Below are 17790 nucleotides of genomic sequence, written 5' to 3' on the forward strand. Positions count from 1 at the left end.
GCCGCCCGCATGCAATCACGGGTCGCCCTGACCGAGTTGTTGACCCGGTGCCCGGATTTCGAGATCGACGAGGCCGGCATCGTGTGGTCGGGCGGCAGTTACGTCCGGCGCCCGTTGTCGGTGCCGTTTCGAGTGACGTCCTGATGGGCGGTGACTGGCTGGGCCCGCGGCGCATCGAGGTAGCCGCGGACCGGATCCTCGATGCCGCCGCGGGGCTGTTCGCCGAGCGTGATCCGGCCTCCATCGGCATGAACGAGATCGCCAGTGCGGCAGGCTGTTCCCGGGCGACGTTGTACCGCTACTTCGAAAATCGCGAGGCCTTGCGAACCGCCTATGTGCACCGCGAGACCTACCGGGTCACTGACGCGATCAAGCAGCAAGTGTCCGGCCTCGTCGATCTCGAAATCCGGGCACCGGGTCAACAACTCGGTCAGGGCGACCCGTGATTGCATGCGGGCGGCCGCGGCGCCCAGGCAGTGGTGCGCGCCGTGACTGAAGGTGAGGATGTTGCGGGGGCGGCGGGTGACGTCGAGTTCGGCTGCGTCCGAACCGTATTGGCGTTCGTCGCGGTTGGCCGATCCGTACAGCAGCAGCACCTTGCGGCCGGCGGGAATGGTGGTGTCGCCGACGGTGACGTCGCGGGTGGTGGTGCGCGCCAAGCCTTGCACCGGCGAGGTGAGCCGCAGCAATTCGTCGACCGCGTCGCGAATCAACCCCGGATCCTCGACCAGTAGTCGCCGCTGGTCGGGACGCTGGTGCAGCAGCGGCATGGAACCGCCCAACATGCCGGTAGTGGTGTCGTTGCCGCCGGTGACCATGGTGAAGGTGAACGCGAGCACCGACAGCGTGCCGGCGATGTCGCCGTCGGCGCCGACACCCGCGGCCACCAGGTGCGAAATGGTGTCGTCTTCGGGTTCGGTGCGCCGGCGTTCGATCAGGCCGGTGAAGTAGGCCATCATCGATCCGACCGCGTCGCCGACAGTCTCCAGCGCGCCCGCGATGCCGCCGTCGCCGGTGTTGGCCGCGACGATCGTGTCGGTCCACCCGTCGAATTGGGCTCGGTCTTCCTCTGGCACACCGAGGTAGTGGGCGACCACCATCGATGGCAGCGGCTTGAACAACTCGGTGACGATGTCACCGCCGCCGTCGGCCCGTAGCTTCTCTATCCGGTCGACGACGAAGGCCCGCACCTTGGGCTCGACCGCCTCGACCTGTCGCGGGGTGAAGCCGCGGGCCACCAGCTTGCGAAACTCGGTGTGCACCGGCGGGTCCTGCATCACCATCGGCGGATTGTCTTGCAGCCCAATCATTTCCAGGTCGCCGTAATTGACCGTCAGGCCTTGGGCGGAGGAGAACGTCTCGTGGTCGCGCGCCGCCGACCAGATGTCGGCATGCCGAGACAGCACGTAGTAGTCCTGGTCGGGACGGCCGGGCGGCACCACATGGTGCACCGGGTCGTGGTCGCGCAGCGCCCGGTACATCGGCCACGGGTTGGGCCAGGTCTCGGCGGTGGCGAGTTGGAACTCGACGGGTTGAGACAAAGTAGCGGGCATGTCTCATGGATACGACATCCGGCTCGAAATGTCAATCGCTGGACGTGCCTCCACGGCGTCGACAGTGAACAAGCGGCGGCGCGCACGCCGAAATCGCGCCCTGGACGCTCACTCACCGCCCAGGGCGCACACTCGACGTACACAGCAAGAAAGATCAGATCCCCGCGCCCGGATTCAGAATCCCCAACGGGTCCAGCGCCTGCTTGATCCGCCGGTTGAGGTCCATCACGTCGGGACCCAGATAGTCGCCCAACCACGGCCGCTTCAACCGGCCGACGCCGTGCTCGCCGGTGATCGTTCCGCCCAGCCCGACGGCCAGGTCCATGATTTCCCCGTACGCCACCTGGGCCCGCTCGGCCATCGCCGCATCGGCGGGGTCGAACACCAGCAGCGGGTGGGTGTTGCCGTCACCGGCGTGCGCGATCACCGAGATCATCAGGTCGCGTTCGTCAGCGATGCGCGCGATCCCGGTGACCAGTCGGCCCAGGGCGGGCAGCGGCACGCCGACGTCTTCCAGGAGCAGCGATCCCTTGCTCTCCACCGCCGGGATGCAGAACCGGCGCGCGGCGACGAACGCTTCGCCCTCGTCGGGATCGTCGGTGGAAAACACCTCGGTGGCGCCGTTTTCGGCGAAGACGGCGGCCATCACCTCGGCGTCTTCGGTGCCGGCCAACCCGCGTTCGTCCGAGCCGGCCACCAGCATGGCCGCCGCGGACCGATCCAGGTCCATGCGCAGCGTGTCTTCGACGGCGTTGATGGCCACCGAGTCCATGAACTCCAGCATCGCCGGACGCAGACGCGCGGTGACGCCGAGCACCGCGTCGATCGCCGAGGAAACCGACGGGAAGCTGGCCACCACGACACTCAACGCGTTCTGCGCCGGCATCAGCCGCAACGTCACCTCGGTGACGACGCCCAGCGTGCCCTCGCTGCCCACGAACAGCTTGGTCAAGCTCAGCCCGGCGACGTCCTTGATCCGCGGGCCGCCCAGCCGTACCGCGGTGCCGTCGGCCAACACCACCTGCATGCCCAGCACGTAGTCGGTGGTGACGCCGTACTTCACGCAGCACAGGCCGCCGGCGTTGGTGGCGATGTTGCCGCCGATGCTGCAGATCTCATACGACGACGGGTCCGGTGGGTACCACAGCCCGTGTTCGGCCGCGGCCTTCTTCACTTCGGCGTTGAACAGCCCCGGCTGACAGACCGCGGTCCGGGTGACCGGATCGATGGTGATGTCGCGCATCTTCTCGGTGGACAGCACGATCCCGTCGTCGACAGCGGTCGCGCCGCCCGACAGGCCACTGCCGGCGCCGCGGGTCACCACCGGCACCCGGTGCGCGGCCGCCCAGCGCAGCACGGTCTGCACCTCTTCGGTGCGCCGGGGCCGCACCACGGCCAGCGGTTTCCCCGCCGCCGGGTCCAACGCGCGGTCTTGCCGGTAACCCTCGGTCACCGCGGGATCGGTGACGACCATGCCCTCGGGCAGCTCGGCAATCAGCTCCGCCAGCACCCCTACGCTCACGGGCCGATCTTACGGCCCGGCACCGGCGACGAACTCCGGCTCGCGGTCCAGCTCCCGCAACGACGGCAACCGGACGCAGACCAGCCCGGCGAGCAGGATCGGCAGCGCCAGGGCGAAGAAGGTGGCCCGCAGCCCCGCCGCGTCGGTCAGCGGGCCGGCCAGCAACAACCCCAGCGGCCCGGCGGCGTACGCCAGCGACGTCATCACGCCGAACACCCGGCCCCGCAGGTGGTGCGGCGCCCGGGTCTGCATCACGTAGTTGTAGATGGGCTGGATGGGTCCGTAGACCAGCCCGATCAGCGCGCACAGCAGCAAAATGACCGGCAACGGCGGCAGCAGCGCGATCACCGTCGTCGCCACTCCGAGGGTGATCACCGCGGTCAGCATTATCGTGCGCCGGGACAAGATCTTCGACACCATGGCGTAGCCCAGAGCGCCGATCAGCCCGCCGATGGACAGCGCCATCAGCACCGATCCCAGCTGGGCCGGCTGGTGGCGGTCGGTGAAGTACTTGGGGAACAGCACGCTCTCCATGGGCAGGTACAGCGCGGTGACGCACAGGTCGGTCAGCGCCAGGACCCGCAGCACCCGCAGGCTCCAGACGAACCGCAACCCCTCGGCCACCCCGGACACCAACCCCTCGGGGCGAGTCGTGTGGTGCGGCTTGCCCGCTCCTTCCAGCCGCAGCGCGGCGATCGCCAGGATGGACAACCCGAAGGCCGAGGCGGTGAGCCACATGGTGGCGATGCCCCCGACCGTCGCGATCATCAGCCCGCCGATGCCCGGCCCCACCACAAAGCCCAGGTTGAGGATCGCCTCGTAGCTGCTGTTGACCGAATCCAGTGACCAGCCCGCCCGCGCCGCCGCCTCGGGCAGCATCGACTGCCGCGCGGTGATCCCCGCCGGGTCAAAGGCGGCCGCGCAGGCACCCAATGCGGCCAGCACCGCGACGTTCACGGCGTCGACACCCCAGGTCCAGGCCACCAGCGGGACGGCCGCCACCGCGGTGCCCGAGAGCGCATCGGTGACCATCGACACCCGGCGACGACCGAAATAGTCGACGGCTGTGCCGGCGACCAGGGTGGAAAACAACAGCGGTAACGTCGTCGCGCCGGCCACGATGGAGGCCTGCCCGGCGCTGCCCTGACGCTGCAACACCAGCCACGGGAACGCGACAATCGAGATGCCATCGCCCGCACACGCCGTCAGGGTGGCGAACAGGACCAGAATCGCCGGGCCTCGGCTGCTGTTGCTCATGGGAATCGGGGCTGAATCTAACGCCGAATCGGTGACCGAGACCACCGATTTTCCCCGGCCGGGCAGGATGTTGCTGTGCTCAAGCATCCCTTCACCGGTCAGAGCTTCGGTTCACCGGTTGCGCCCGGAACCGGCTGGCCCGGTGATCTCGCGACGGCGCAGACGCCAGTGGCCGCCGATGCGGCCGCGGTGTCGACGCTGGCCGCCCGGGTCGGCTCTATTCCGGAACTCGACGCGATGGTCAGCGTGTGCCGGGCCTGCCCGCGGCTGGTCACCTGGCGCGAGGAGGTCGCGGTGGTCAAACGCCGCGCCTTCCTCGACCAACCGTACTGGGGCCGGCCGGTCCCGGGATGGGGGTCCGAACGGCCGCGGCTGTTGATCGTTGGCCTGGCTCCGGCCGCACACGGCGCCAACCGCACCGGACGGATGTTCACCGGCGACCGGTCGGGCGACCAGTTGTACGCGGCACTGCACCGCGCCGGGCTGGTCAACCAGCCCACCAGTGTGCATGCCGCAGATGGGTTGCAGGCGAATCAAATTCGGATCACCGCGCCGGTGCGCTGCGCGCCGCCGGCCAACGCGCCGACGCCGCAGGAGCGGGTGACGTGCTCGTCCTGGCTGGAGGCCGAGTGGGGCTTGATCGCCGACCATGTCCGAGTGATCGTCGCGTTGGGCGGCTTCGGCTGGCAGGTGGCGCTGCGGCTGCCGCCGGCGGCCGGCCTCCCCAAGCCGCGCTTCGGCCACGGCGTCGTGGCACCGCTTACCGACGGCGTGCGTTTGCTGGGCTGCTACCACCCGAGCCAGCAGAATATGTTCACCGGTAGGTTGACTCCGGTGATGCTCGACGACGTCTTCAGGAACGCGAAGAAGCTGGCAGGGATCAAGTGAGAGACGTTCTGGTATCCGGCGCCAGCGTCGCCGGCACGGCGCTGGCGTATTGGCTTGGCCGGCATGGTTATTCCGTCACTGTGGTGGAGCGTCATCCGGGGCTGCGGCCGGGCGGCCAGGCGATCGATGTGCGTGGTCCGGCCCTCACGGTGTTGGACGCCATGGGTTTGCTGGCCGCCGCCCGGGAGCGCAAGACCGGCATCCGCGGCGCCTCGGTCGTCGATCGCGACGGAAACGAACTGTCCCGGGACACCGAGTCCACGCCGACCGGCGGTCCGATCGACAACCCCGACATCGAGCTGTTGCGCGACGATCTTGTCGAATTGCTCTACGGCGCAGCCAAAGACAACACCCAATACCTCTTCGACGACAGCATCGTCAGCGTGGCCAACCGAGGCCCGGCGGTCGATGTGACGTTCCAGAATGCACCGCCCCGTAGCTACGACTTGGTCATCGGCGCCGACGGGTTGCATTCCAATGTGCGCAGCCTGGTGTTCGGCCCCGAAGAGCGTTTCGTCAAGAGGCTGGGCACCTACGCCGCCATCTTCACCGTGCCCAATTTCCTGGACCTGGACCACTGGCAGATGTGGCACTACGGGGACGTCAGCATGGCCGGGGTCTACAGCGCCCGCAACAACACCGAAGCCCGCGCCATGTTGGGCTTCATGGATTCTGACTTGCGCATCGACTACCGCGACACTGAAGCGCAATTGGCCGAGGTGGAGCGGCGGCTGGCCGACGACGGCTGGGTGCGCCCGGAGTTGCTGCGCTACATGCGGTCTGCGCCCGACTTCTACTTCGACGAGATGTCGCAGATCGTGATGGACCACTGGTCGATCGGCCGGGTGGCGCTGGTGGGTGATGCCGCATACTGTTGCTCACCGCTGTCCGGTCAAGGCACCAGCGTCGCGCTGCTCGGCGCATACATCCTTGCCGGCGAGCTCAAATACGCCGGTGACGATCACGGGCTGGGGTACACGAACTACTTCAAGCGGTTTCACGCCTACACCGAGCGCACCCAATTCCTGGCCACCGACAACATCCCCGGCGGTGCACCCATCTCACAGGAACAGTTCGAGCTCATCGTCAACTCGATCACGTTGATGAACTACTGAAGCCCCCCCGCCCGGGAACGTTCGCACGGCCGCATGCGTTGACGCCAACGTGCGACTTTCCGTCCTTGATCTGGTGCCGGTGCGAAGTGACCAGTCGACCAGCGACGCGCTGGCGGCCACGGTGGCGCTGGCTCAAGCCGCCGACCGCCTGGGCTTCACCCGGTACTGGGTCGCCGAACACCACAACATGCCGTCGGTGGGGGCCACCAGTCCACCGGTGCTGATCGCCTACCTGGCCGCCCAGACCTCGCAGGTGCGCCTGGGTTCCGGTGGAGTCATGCTGCCCAACCACGCACCGCTGGCGGTGGCCGAACAGTTCGCGCTGCTGGAGGCCGCCGCGCCCGGACGCATCGACCTCGGTATCGGTCGTGCGCCCGGCTCCGACCCGGTGACCTCCTATGCGCTACGCGGCGGGCGCGACGACCGAGACATCGAACACTTTCCCGAATACCTCGACGACGTCGCGGCGCTGATGAGCGCACGCGGAGTGCGGGTGCCGCTGCGGTCCGGCAATTACATCCTCAAGGCCACCCCGGCCGCGAGCAGCGAGCCGCGGCTGTGGCTGCTCGGCTCGTCGATGTACTCCGCGCATCTGGCCGCGGCCAAGGGGCTGCCCTACGTGTTCGCGCATCACTTCTCCGGCAACGGAACCGAAGAGGCGCTGGCCGTATACCGGTCCCGCTTCCAGCCCAGTGAGCTGGCCCCCGAGCCGGTGACGTTCCTGACGGTGAACGCCGCTGTAGCCGAAACACGCGAAGAGGCAATGGCTTTGATGCTGCCGAACCTGCACATGATGGCGCGGCTGCGCACCGGACAACCGTTGGGCCCAGTGCAACTGGTGGAGGAGACTCAAGATGACCAACTCACCCCAGAGCAGCAGCGCATCGTCACCGGTGGTTTGGAGCGCGCCGTCGTCGGCGCACCGGCCGAAGCCGCCGAACAACTACACCGGCTGGCCGATCGATTCGGCGTCGACGAGGTGATGGTCCATCCGGTCGCCTCGGCGCACCGCGGTACCGATCCCGCGACCGCACCCGCGCGCGTCGACACCCTCGAGTTGTTGGCCAAAGAACTGTTCTAGACCGGCCTCAATCCGACACCGCCTGCGGCGACGGACGCCCGGCCGCTGGTGCCGACCGGCCGATGATCCACTCGCGTAAGTCCTTGGCCGGCAACGGCGGGCTGTGCACGAAGCCCTGGGTGATCGTGCAGCCGTACTGGCGCAGTTTGCTCAACGTCACCTCGTCTTCGACGCCTTCGGCCACCAGGTCGGCCCCGAGGCTGCGGGCCAGCGCCACCGTGGATCGCACGATCGCCACCGAGCGCGGGTCACTGGCCAGTCGGCCCACGAATACCCGATCGAGTTTGAGCTCGTCGACCGAGACGTCCTGCAGCCGCGCCAGCGACGACCAGCCGGTGCCGTAGTCGTCCAGCGAAATCCGAACTCCCAAGCGCTGCAACGCCGCCACGGTGTTGCGGGAGCGCACCGAGTCCACCAGCGTGCTCTCGGTGATTTCGATGATCAGGGTCTTGGCGGGCACGTCGTGGTCGCTCAGCAGGCGCTCGATCGTGCCCACCAGATCGAGGTCGAGCAGATTGGTCGTCGACAAATTCACCGCGACAGTCAGCGGCATGCCGTCGGCGCGCCAGGATTGGGCTTCGGCCAGCACCATGCTGAGCGTGCGATAGGCGACCTTGCGCATGAGCCCGGCGCGCTCGGCGGCCGGCAGGAACTCCTCTGGAAGCAGTAGGCCGCGGCTGGGATGGTGCCAGCGCAACAGCGCCTCGACGCTATGCACGCCATCGTCGCTCGCGTTGATCTTCGGCTGGTAGTGGCACGTCAACTCGTCACCGCTGGACAGGGCGGCGCGTAATTCCTCGATCAGGTTGGGGTCGTTGTCGCGATACAGCTCGTACGTCGAGTCGTACACCGCCATCTTGCTACTCACCGATTTGGCATGTGGCAGTGCGGTTTCGGCTCGGCTCAGCAGCTCCTGCGGGTGATCGCAGTGATCGGGACACAGCGCAATGGCGATGCGAGCATCGACCTGGACGGTGATGGGGTCCAACGTGAACGGTTCGCTGAGGGCCTCGAGCAGACGGCCGGCCTGGGCGCGCGCCGCGACCAGGTCCGCTCCTTCGGCCAGCAAGATGGCGAACGCGTCCTCTCCGACGCGGGCCAGGAAATCTTCGCGACGGACGTTGTTGGACAAGCGGTTCGCGACATCACACAACAACTGGTCGCTGAAGTGGTGGCCGATCGAGTCGCTGATCTCCCGAAACTCGTAGAGCTCCAACAGCAACAGCGCTCGCCGTGCCGGTGTTCTGGTCGACAACGACGGACTCACCGGTGCGGTGGTCGGCACCGTCGTCAACGCGGTGGCCAGCGATCGCCGATTCGGCAGCGAGGTCAACTCGTCGGTCATCGCGCTCTTGTGACTTTCGGCCAGCACGCTGACGTCGCGGAAGGTGAATGAGAAGCGCGCGGCGACGGCCACCAAACTCAACGCCGCCAGCGTCGCCGCCAGTCGTGAACTCGGCCCCGCCACGGTGACCCCAAGCGCGACCACGGTGCACGCGACCGGTGCGGCGTACGAGCCGAGTCCGCGCTTGGGCGTCGGCGGTGTCGAGGAGCGCGGCGCCCAGGAAGCCATCGCCACCAGCAACGCCGACAAGGGCCATCCGACATCGAGCAAGGTGCCGGCCCGATAGTCACCGGCTGAAGTCTCGAACAGATACCGCGTGTCGGCCAGCGCGACGAGGATGAATCCGGCGGCCAGTACGCCCCAACGCAACTCGTGGCGCCACCCGAGAATCGGCAGCATCCCGGCGGCCAGCGCCAGCAGCACCAGGTCACCCCACGGGTAGACCAGTCCGACCAAAACGGTGGCCGGTGCCCGCAGCGCCGCAGCGTGGACGGGGCCGGCCGCCAGCGCGGCGGCCACCGCCGCCGCCGCCAGCCCGCACACCAGCGAGTCGAGCCGCAGCGGAATCGGAACCCCTTGCAGGCGCGCCCGCATGAGCAGCAACAAGCCGGCGTAAGCCAGCGGATAGAAGGCGAGATACAACGGGTCGGCGGCCGACGGCGACTGACCGTCCGGCACCCACAGGGTGTAGACGACGTCGCCCAACGCCGAGATGGCCAGGGCGGCCGCAATCAGGCTCCACGCCAACCGGTCCGCGGCGACCCGCGCGGCCCGCAGCCCGACCAGCAAGGCCGCCGCGGCGTTCAAGATCGGGTAGAGGATGTCGACGAAGAAGGTTTCGTAACGGGCATGGTCGTCCAGCACGCTCGACACCGTGAAAGCCGACACGCCCAGGGTCACTGCGGCGATCGCAAGCCGGATCGTCACGGGAGGCCACCGCACGCCATCGGCCGGTAGCTGCGCCCTCTCATCAGGTGCGGAGGTCACCTCGGCCAGGGGCCCCAGGGTTCGGGTGAGCACCGCGGCGGTATGCGCCGCGTTCCCCGGCGTGGAGTTACCGCTTAACGCGGTCGCTCCGCCGGCCGGCTGGGGCAAGGCGTACGGGAACGGGGCATCCGGCACAAAGCTGCGAATGCACTGTCCGCCTTCCCGTTTGGCCGCGTACATGGCCAGGTCGGCGTGCCGCAGCAGTTCGTCGACGGTGCATCCGGAGGTGGACGCGGCCGCGGTGAAGCCGATGCTCGGGCGAATGCTCAACGGGACGCCGTCGATAACGATCGCGGCGGTGAATGCGTCGAGCACCCGATGCGCTGCGGCTTGGGACTCCTCGACCGAATCTTGCAGCAGCACCGCGAACTCATCGCCACCGAGCCGCGCGACGGTGCCCGAGCTACCGACCGCGGTGGTGAGACGGCCCGCCACCCGGATCAGAAGTTCATCGCCGGCGGGATGCCCCAACGCGTCGTTGACCGACTTGAAGTTGTCGAGGTCCAGGCACAGCACCGCGATGGGCGCGCTGTCTTGGCGTTGATCGGCGACGGCTTCTTCCAGTCGGTGCAGGAAGTGGGCCCGGTTGGCCAGGCCGGTCAGGCTATCGCGGAACGCTTCTCGCGCGACCTCGCTCAACAGCTCCTGATTCTCGACCAGCACCACGAACTGCCTGGCCAGCACCGCCACGGCCAAAACACCCAGTGCGCCGAGCAGCGGGCCGTGCTCCATGTGGCCCATCGCGTGACCCAGCCCCACGGCGGTGGCCAACAGCAGCGGAAGATAGGGCAACCAGAGCCGGGCGCGGAACCCGATGTGTTCTCGCGAGGCAGCTGTGGGCGCCTCGTGGACACTGGACAGCCCGGCCACCGCCATCATTCCGAGGCCGGCCACTCGCCCCAGGGCGGCCAGGTCGCCGACGTGATAGCTGCCCATGCCGGTCTGGAACACCATGGTGATGTCGGCGATACCGACTGCGGTGATCCCGCCGGACAGCAAGCTTCGGCTCGGCAGATCGCCGGGACGAACCCGCGACAGCATCAGGATCCCCGTCGTCATGAGCACGACATCGGCGAAAACCTGGACCAGGGTCGCCGGTTGTGCGCCGCTGTCTTCGCGCAGCAGCTTGTCCAGGACGAACACCCAGGACACCACGAACAGCGACGTCGCCACGATGAGGCCGTCCAGCACGACGCGCCGATGACTGTGCCGCGACAGGTTCGACAACAGCACCAGGGCCGCCATGGCGCCGATCGGGTACAGCAGCAGCACTATCTCCCCTGCCGCCGGATGCTTGGCGTGATCCGCCTCGGGGCGCACGTCGTACCACGCCCAGATGATTTCGCCGGCCGCCCAGCCGAGCAGTGCCGTCAGCAACGCCACCCAGCCCAGCCGGCGCCGCGTTCCAGCCGTGCCGCGGGCGGCATACCCGGCGCAACCGGCGGCGAAGGTCACGCACAGCAGCGTGACCAGTTGGTCGACCGTCCGGCGACCGTCAACGGCCAGCCAGATCGGAGCGGTGGCCACCACCAGCAGCGCGACGACGTACAGTCCGACAGCCACCCAGCCCACTGGTGCGCGCAGCCCGAAGCGCTGCCACGGATTGCCCGTCCAGCGTGTCAAGATCGCTCCAGCCGGTTGGTGTGCTGCGGTGCCGGCCCGCGGTAGCAGAATAAGCCGCGTGCGCTCGTCGTGGCTCGGTTACCGCGGCGTCATGGCAAAGATCGGGATGGGTCGAGACGTCTTGCGCTGATAGTTGCTGTAACGGTCGGAGTTGTTCTCGTTGACCACCCGCCAGAGGCGCGGGTAGTCCGAGTCCTCCGGGGTGATGCGGCGGGCCCGCACCGCCAGCCGCTTCGGCCCGACGTTGATTTCGCAATCCGGGTGTTTGCGCAGGTTGTGGTACCAGCCGGGGTAGCGCTTCGCGCCGGCGTTCGACGCCACGATCAGATACGACTCGCCGTCGCGCGCGTAGGTCAATGAGTTGGTGCGGGGCTGCCCCGTTTTGGCACCCACGGTATGCAGCAGCAGGCTGGGCGGTACGCCCGGGATCTTGTGCCCGATGCGGCCATTGGTCTTCTGGTAGAGGGTGTCGTGCAGACGCAGCAGCCGGAAGGCCAGTCGCTGCAGCGTGACTCGTGTGCTCATGGGATCAGTCTTGCTGACTGGCGTCGATGCGGGCGAGCGCCTCCCGCAGCAACTGACCGGTGGCTTCGCGGTCCGGATCCCGTCGCACCAGCAGACCCTTGGCGACCGACAGCTTGTCGCCGTTGCGCCGCGGCAGCACGTGCAAATGGATGTGGTTCACCGTCTGGAAAGCCGCCCGGCCGTCGTTGATGCCGATGTTGGTGGCGTCGGCCAACTCGGTGGAACGGGCCGCCCGTGCGACCCGTTGGCCGATGGTGATCATGTCCGCCAGCGTCTGCGGCGGAGTGTCGGTGAGGTCCACGGTGTGCCGTTTGGGCACTACCAGGGTGTGGCCCCGGGTGAACGGGCGGATGTCGAGGATCGCCAGGTAGCCGTCGTCTTCGAAAATCCGGATGGCCGGCGCCTCACCGGCCGCGATCGCACAGAACACGCAGGACATAGCGCCACGGTAGCTGAGCCCGCGGCGAGGACCTCCGCAACGCCGGCTTCGGGTCGGGATACGCTGCGGCAGTGGACGCTCGCGAGTTGGCCTTCCTCGGCGCCGCCGCGCAGGTGCAACTGCTGGCCGACGGCGACATCACTGCGCCGATGCTGCTGGAGACCTATCTGGAACGCATCGAGCGGCTGGACAGCGAATTGCGCGCCTACCGCGTCGTGCTCTACGACAGCGCCCGCCAAGAAGCCGAGGTTGCCCAGCAACGCCTCGACGACGGTGAATGCCGGCCGCTGCTGGGTGTCCCGATCGCCATCAAGGACGACGTCGACATCGCCGGCGAGGTGACGACGTTCGGCAGCGGCGGACATGGTCCGGCCGTCACGGCCGACGCCGCGGTCGTGCGCCAGTTGCGCGCGGCCGGCGCGGTCATCATCGGCAAGACCAACGTGCCCGAACTGATGATGATGCCCTACACCGAATCGCTGACCTTCGGTGCGACCCGTAATCCATGGCACGCGGGCCGCACACCGGGCGGCAGTAGCGGTGGCAGCGCGGCCGCGGTCGCCGCCGGGTTGGCCTCGCTGGCGTTGGGATCCGACGGCGGGGGCTCCATCCGCATCCCGTCGGCATGGTGCGGCCTGTATGGCCTGAAACCGCAACGCGATCGAATCTCGTTGGAGCCGCACGACGACGCGTGGTACGGGCTGAGCGTCAACGGGCCGATCGCGCGGTCGGTCACCGACGCCGCGCTGTTTCTGGATGCGACGACCACGCTGCCGGGTCCCGAGGGCGAGTTCGCCGCCGCGGCGCAGCGTGCCCCGGGACGGCTCCGGATCGCTCTGAGCACAAAGACTCCAACGCCGTTTCCGATCAGGTGCGGTAATGCTCAGCGCGCAGCGGTGCACCAGGCCGGTGCGCTGCTGCGCGAACTCGGCCATGAGGTCATCGTGCGGGATCCGCCGTACCCGACCGCCCAGATCTACGCCAACTTCCTGCCGCGGTACCTACGCGGCATCAGCGATGAAGCCGACGGGCAGGCGCATCCAGAACGTCTGGAACCGCGCACCCGCAACATGGCCCGGATGGGTTCGGTTTTCTCCGACCGGCGCATGGCGGCGGTGCGGGCCGCGGAGTCCGCTGTCAGCAGCCGAATTCAGTCGATCTTCGACGACGTCGACGTCGTCATCACCCCGGCCACCGCGGCGGGTCCGTCGCGCATCGGCGCATACCAGCGTCGTGGCGCGCTGTCCACGTTGCTACTGGTGGGTCAGCGAGTTCCCTATCTGCAGGTATGGAACATGACCGGCCAGCCCGCGGCGGTGGTGCCGTGGGACTTCGACGGGGACGGGCTGCCCATGGCGGTACAACTCGTCGGCCGGCCTTACGACGAGGCGACGCTCCTGTCGCTTTCCGCGCAGATCGAGACGGCCCGCCCGTGGGCCCACCGCCGGCCTCCGGTGTCCTGAAATGGCTGTGGCGCAAGCTTTCTGATTCGATCCCAGCGGCGGCAGTACCGGTGTGCGAACCTTGATCGCGTGGACGAGAAGGTCGACATCGACGGGTTACTCGACGGATTGGCTGGCACCGCGCGCGCCGAGCGCGCCGAGTTGGTCGAGTGGTTGCTCGAACAGGGCATCACCGCCGACGAGATCCGCACCACCAACCCACCCCTGTTGCTGGCCACCCGCCACCTCATCGGTGATGACGGCAGCTATGTGTCCGCGCGCGAAATCAGCGAAAGCCACGGTGTCGACCTCGAGTTGCTGCAGCGGGTGCAGCGCGCCATCGGGCTGGTCCGGGTGGACGATCCAGACGCGGCCGTCCACATGCGTGCCGACGGTGAAACCGCCGCGCACGCCCAACGTTTCGTCGACGTGGGCCTGCATCCTGACCAAGTGGTCCTGGTGGTGCGAACGTTGGCCGAGGGCTTGTCACACGCGGCTGAGGTGATGCGGTACACCGCGCTGTCGGCAATCATGCGTCCCGGGCTCAGCGAACTGCAGATCGCCCAGGCGTCCAAGGCCCTGGTCACCCAGATCGCGCCGCTGTTGGGCCCGATGATTCAGGACATGCTGTTCCTTCAGCTGCGGCACATGATGGAGACCGAAGCGGTCAACGCCGGTGAGCGCGCGGCCGGCAAGCCACTGCCGGGGGCGCGTCAGGTCACTGTCGCGTTCGCCGATCTGGTCGGTTTCACCAAGCTTGGCGAGGTGGTGTCGCCCGAGGAACTCGGCCAACTCGCCAACCGCCTGGCCGACCTTGCCCGGGACGTCACCGAGCCGCCGGTGCGGTTCATCAAGACGATCGGCGACGCGGTGATGTTGGTCTGCTCCGACCCGTTGCCGTTGCTGGACACCGTGCTCAAACTGGTCGAAGCCGTGGACACCGACAACGACTTCCCGCGGTTGCGTGCCGGAGTCGCCTGCGGCATGGCGGTCAGCCGGGCCGGCGATTGGTTCGGTAGTCCGGTGAACGTGGCGAGCCGGGTCACCGCCGCGGCGCGGCCGGGCACCGTGCTGGTCGCCGACTCGGTAGCCGAGCACGTGGGCGACGACGCTGGGTACGGCTGGTCGTTCGCTGGGGCGCGGCGCCTCAAAGGCATCAAGGGAGAAACCAAGCTCTTCCGCGTCCGACGGGGCGACAGCTAAGAGCTACCGAGACATAGGGCAGGCCCGGAGGACTCTGAGGGGGCGTACTGACTCCGTCGTATGCGGGTCGACGCGGCCGGCTCTCACCCCGTTCCCCGGCACTTCGAATTGGTCACTTCCGGGCCTGCTTCGCTAACAAAATACAACGCCACCTAACCGCGAGCAACGGTTTCGGAGATCATCGAGAACCCCTCATTTCACCTACGGAGAACACTCTTTCGTTGCTCGTGTAACGGTGTAATCATGTAATCATGACACGCCAACACATGCATGGACGCCGTTACGGCCGCCCGGGAGGGTGGCAGCAGGCGCAACAACCCGATGCCAGTGGCGCGGCGGAGTGGTTCGCCGGACGCCTGCCGGAAGACTGGTTCGACGGCGATCCCACCGTCGTCGTGGACCGCGAAGAAATCACCGTGCTCGGCCGACTGCCCAACTCCGACAACGCCGAAGAAGCAAGCGCCGCGCGCGCTGAGGGCAGAGCGTCGCGGTTTCGCGAGGAGACCCGCGGTGAGCGGATGAACATCGCCGACGAAGCTCAAGCCCGCTACGGCCGCACGGTCTCCTGGGGCGTCGAGGTTCCCGCTGAAGGCGGCGCCAAGCGAATCCTGTTCACCCACATCGCCGTTCCGGTCATGACGCGATTGAAGCAACCGGAGCGCCAGGTACTGGACACCCTCGTCGACGCTGGAGTCGCGCGGTCCCGCGCCGACGCGCTGGCCTGGTCGGTCAAGCTGGTCGGCGAGCACGCCGAGGAGTGGCTGGCGAAATTACGCAGCGCCATGTCCGCGGTGGACGACCTGCGCGCGCAGGGGCCTGACCTGCAGAACTGAGGGTCAGCCCTGATTGACCTTGGCGATGATCTTGTCGGCGATCTGCGAACCTTGGTCGATGACGTGATAGCCGCAGGCGTTGACGTCGACGATCACGTTGTTCGCCACACTCATCGCGCGCTGGCACTCCCAGCCGTCGGCGCCTTCCTGGGTGTCCACCACCGTGATCTTGGGCGGGCTGCCCTTGACGTCGGCGAACGTCCACCGGTAGGTCTTGCCCTTGTTGGTGACGGTGACGGTCTTGCCGGCGCAGTTCTTCCACCGATTGGCCGACCTCTGCAGGAACGCCTTGGCTTTGTCGACCGACGGGAACGCCACCGCGGCCTGGTTGACCCAGTGGTCGTAGTTGTCGCCGGGTTCGGAGGAGACCAATCCGCTGATGCCGGTGTAACCCGACCCGGCGTATGCCGGAGACTGGCTGGTGTAAAGCGCGCCCTGACAGTCGGGCAGCGACACCGTGACGGTCGAGGTGTCCATCGACGTGATCGGTTTGCCCGGCTGCATGCTGGAGGACCCCATCACCGAGTTCACCTCTGAGGGCGACAACAGCAGCGAACTCAACCGGTCCTCGGCGATGGGCTTGGGCGGCGGCTTCGGGTCGGGCCGGGTGACCAGCCAGATGCCGACCCCGCCGACGACGAGCACCAACACAATCACGACGGCCGCGACGATGGGCCACGGATTACGCTTCCGAGCCGGGGGCATCGGATGTCCAGGGGCCCAGTGTGGAGGACCGCCGAGTTGTTGCGGCGGTGGCGTGCCGCCCCAGCCGCCGCCCGGGTAGTACTGCGGGCCGCTGACGGGTTGGGCAGGCGTGGGGATGGGGCCGCTCGGTGGGATCCACCCCGGCTGGCCGCCGGGCGGGCGTTGCTGGGGTATCGGGCCCGATGGACCGGCCGGCCCCGAATGGCCGGAACCGAGCGCGCCGGCGTACGGCGACTGCTGCACCCGCGCAGCGGGCGGCGGCGTGATCGGGGTCTGTCGTGGGGGAGGCGCCAGGGCGGTGGCCGGCAGGGTGGCGTTGGGAACCTCCGCCGGCGGCTCGTTGACCGTCGCTTCCTGGCTGCGGCGCAGGATGTCGGCGGCGTGGTTCTGATCGGGGTCGCTGAGCGCCTCATGCGCGGCTAGGGCTAGGTCGCCGGCGCTGGCGTAACGGTCTTCGGGCTTCTTGGCCATGGCGCGGGCGATGACGGCGTCGAATGCCTTGGGGATACCGGCCCGGGCCGTGCTGGGCCGCGGGATGGGATCCATCAAGTGGGCGGTGACCAGCGTCCCGGCACTGTCCGCGCGGTAGGGCGGGGCCCCGGTCAGGCACTCGTGCAGGACGCAGCCCAGTGCATAGATGTCGGCGCGATAGGTGACTTCGTCGTTCGAAAACCGTTCGGGCGCCATGTATTTCCACGTGCCGACCGCGGTGCCCAACTGGGTCAGCTTCTCGTCGGTGGTGGCGCTGGCGATGCCGAAGTCCACCAGATATGCGAAGTCCTCGCGGGTGACCAGGATGTTCTGGGGCTTGACGTCACGGTGCATGACACCGGCGGCGTGCGCGGCGTCCAGCGCGGAGGCGATCTGGATGACAATGGCTACCGCGCGGGGCGGGGTGAGCGGACCGAATCGCTTGAGCACGCTGTCCAGGTCGGTGCCTTCGACCAGGCGCATCTCCAAGAACAATTGGCCGTCGTATTCGCCGTAGTCGTGAATCGGCACCACGTGTGGTTCTTGCAGGCGACCGGCGATGCGGGCCTCCCGCTTCATCCGCTCCCGAAAGATCGGGTCCTTGCTGAACTCGGTGGACATCAGCTTGAGCGCCACGGTCCATTCCTTGACCGTGTGCTCGGCCTCGTAGACCTCGCCCATCCCGCCGCGCCCCAGCAACCGCGTCAAGCGGTAGGGCCCGAACATCGACCCCACGCGCGAGCTTTGCGCGTCGCTCATCGCTGATCCTCCCAGTCAACCCGCAGTGCCGCCGACACTATC

Annotated in this window: 12 protein-coding genes and 3 pseudogenes; 8 read left to right on the forward strand and 7 right to left on the reverse strand. The window is 67.9% G+C overall.

The window, feature by feature from the left end:
- Together A9W95_RS26500 and A9W95_RS26505 are read left to right on the forward strand one after the other, a co-directional pair.
- Positions 1-144: pseudogene (locus A9W95_RS26500) on the forward strand (cytochrome P450); the annotation flags it as partial.
- Positions 144-398, forward strand: a pseudogene (locus tag A9W95_RS26505) (TetR/AcrR family transcriptional regulator); the annotation flags it as partial. The pseudogenes A9W95_RS26500 and A9W95_RS26505, both read left to right, overlap by 1 nt.
- Here the strand turns inward: A9W95_RS26505 and A9W95_RS19945 are convergent.
- The 3 genes and pseudogenes from A9W95_RS19945 to A9W95_RS19955 all read right to left on the reverse strand — a co-directional run.
- Positions 387-1553, reverse strand: a pseudogene (locus A9W95_RS19945) (cytochrome P450); the annotation flags it as partial. The pseudogenes A9W95_RS26505 and A9W95_RS19945 sit on opposite strands and share 12 nt — an antisense overlap.
- 154 nt (positions 1554-1707) lie before the next feature.
- On the reverse strand, positions 1708-3075 hold the full coding sequence (locus tag A9W95_RS19950) for an FAD-binding oxidoreductase (protein WP_067416688.1): 1368 nt from the start codon (positions 3073-3075) through the stop codon (positions 1708-1710).
- A 9-nt stretch (positions 3076-3084) separates the two neighbouring features.
- Complete coding sequence (locus A9W95_RS19955) at positions 3085-4332, reverse strand: MFS transporter (RefSeq protein WP_067416766.1); 1248 nt, start codon at positions 4330-4332, stop codon at positions 3085-3087.
- Between the two features lie 75 nt (positions 4333-4407).
- Here A9W95_RS19955 and A9W95_RS19960 point away from each other — a divergent pair, with 75 nt between their 5' ends.
- Genes A9W95_RS19960 through A9W95_RS19970 form a run of 3 tightly spaced genes read left to right on the forward strand, consistent with a single transcriptional unit; the run spans position 4408 to position 7416 of the window.
- Positions 4408-5220 (forward strand): uracil-DNA glycosylase, encoded by an 813-nt coding sequence (locus A9W95_RS19960; RefSeq protein WP_067416692.1) that lies wholly within the window; start codon positions 4408-4410, stop codon positions 5218-5220.
- A complete protein-coding gene (locus A9W95_RS19965) occupies positions 5217-6335 on the forward strand; it encodes an FAD-binding protein (protein ID WP_067416695.1) in 1119 nt (372 codons plus the stop codon). Before A9W95_RS19960 ends, A9W95_RS19965 begins: the two co-directional genes overlap by 4 nt.
- Before the next feature lie 49 nt (positions 6336-6384).
- Complete coding sequence (locus A9W95_RS19970) at positions 6385-7416, forward strand: LLM class flavin-dependent oxidoreductase (RefSeq protein WP_067416698.1); 1032 nt, start codon at positions 6385-6387, stop codon at positions 7414-7416.
- Positions 7417-7423: 7 nt separating this feature from the next.
- On the opposite strand, the gene A9W95_RS19975 is transcribed toward A9W95_RS19970, so the two are convergent.
- From A9W95_RS19975 to A9W95_RS19985, 3 genes are all read right to left on the reverse strand, one after another.
- The gene (locus A9W95_RS19975) at positions 7424-11299 is read right to left on the reverse strand and encodes a bifunctional diguanylate cyclase/phosphodiesterase (RefSeq protein ID WP_067416769.1); all 3876 of its coding nucleotides are present in this window, start codon (positions 11297-11299) and stop codon (positions 7424-7426) included.
- A 150-nt stretch (positions 11300-11449) separates the two neighbouring features.
- Positions 11450-11896, reverse strand: coding sequence for a nitroreductase family deazaflavin-dependent oxidoreductase (locus tag A9W95_RS19980; RefSeq protein WP_067416701.1), 447 nt, complete (start codon positions 11894-11896; stop codon positions 11450-11452).
- A gap of 4 nt (positions 11897-11900) precedes the next feature.
- Complete coding sequence (locus A9W95_RS19985) at positions 11901-12335, reverse strand: HIT family protein (protein ID WP_067416704.1); 435 nt, start codon at positions 12333-12335, stop codon at positions 11901-11903.
- Between the two features lie 71 nt (positions 12336-12406).
- On the opposite strand from A9W95_RS19985, the gene A9W95_RS19990 reads away from it, so the two are divergent.
- From A9W95_RS19990 to A9W95_RS20000, 3 genes are all read left to right on the forward strand, one after another.
- A complete protein-coding gene (locus tag A9W95_RS19990; protein ID WP_067416707.1) occupies positions 12407-13798 on the forward strand; it encodes an amidase in 1392 nt (463 codons plus the stop codon).
- Between the two features lie 69 nt (positions 13799-13867).
- Positions 13868-14980 carry an adenylate/guanylate cyclase domain-containing protein gene (locus tag A9W95_RS19995; protein ID WP_067416709.1) on the forward strand — a complete coding sequence of 371 codons (1113 nt, stop codon included), beginning with the start codon at positions 13868-13870 and terminating at the stop codon, positions 14978-14980.
- 251 nt (positions 14981-15231) lie between these two features.
- The gene (locus A9W95_RS20000) at positions 15232-15813 is read left to right on the forward strand and encodes a hypothetical protein (protein ID WP_067416712.1); all 582 of its coding nucleotides are present in this window, start codon (positions 15232-15234) and stop codon (positions 15811-15813) included.
- A gap of 3 nt (positions 15814-15816) precedes the next feature.
- Here the strand turns inward: A9W95_RS20000 and A9W95_RS20005 are convergent, their stop codons facing one another.
- On the reverse strand, positions 15817-17748 hold the full coding sequence (locus A9W95_RS20005; protein ID WP_067416714.1) for a serine/threonine-protein kinase PknH/PknJ: 1932 nt from the start codon (positions 17746-17748) through the stop codon (positions 15817-15819).
- Positions 17749-17790 lie beyond the last annotated feature (42 nt).

This window comes from Mycobacterium sp. 1423905.2, from assembly GCF_001673155.1.
Lineage (GTDB): Bacteria > Actinomycetota > Actinomycetes > Mycobacteriales > Mycobacteriaceae > Mycobacterium.

Coding starts and splice junctions, on each gene's coding strand:
- A9W95_RS19985 (WP_067416704.1), bottom strand. CDS start 12,335: ATGTCCTGCGTGTTCTGTGCGATCGCGGCCGGTGAGGCGCCGGCCATC.
- A9W95_RS20005 (WP_067416714.1), bottom strand. CDS start 17,748: ATGAGCGACGCGCAAAGCTCGCGCGTGGGGTCGATGTTCGGGCCCTAC.
- A9W95_RS19980 (WP_067416701.1), bottom strand. CDS start 11,896: ATGAGCACACGAGTCACGCTGCAGCGACTGGCCTTCCGGCTGCTGCGT.
- A9W95_RS19955 (WP_067416766.1), bottom strand. CDS start 4,332: ATGAGCAACAGCAGCCGAGGCCCGGCGATTCTGGTCCTGTTCGCCACC.
- A9W95_RS20000 (WP_067416712.1), top strand. CDS start 15,232: ATGACACGCCAACACATGCATGGACGCCGTTACGGCCGCCCGGGAGGG.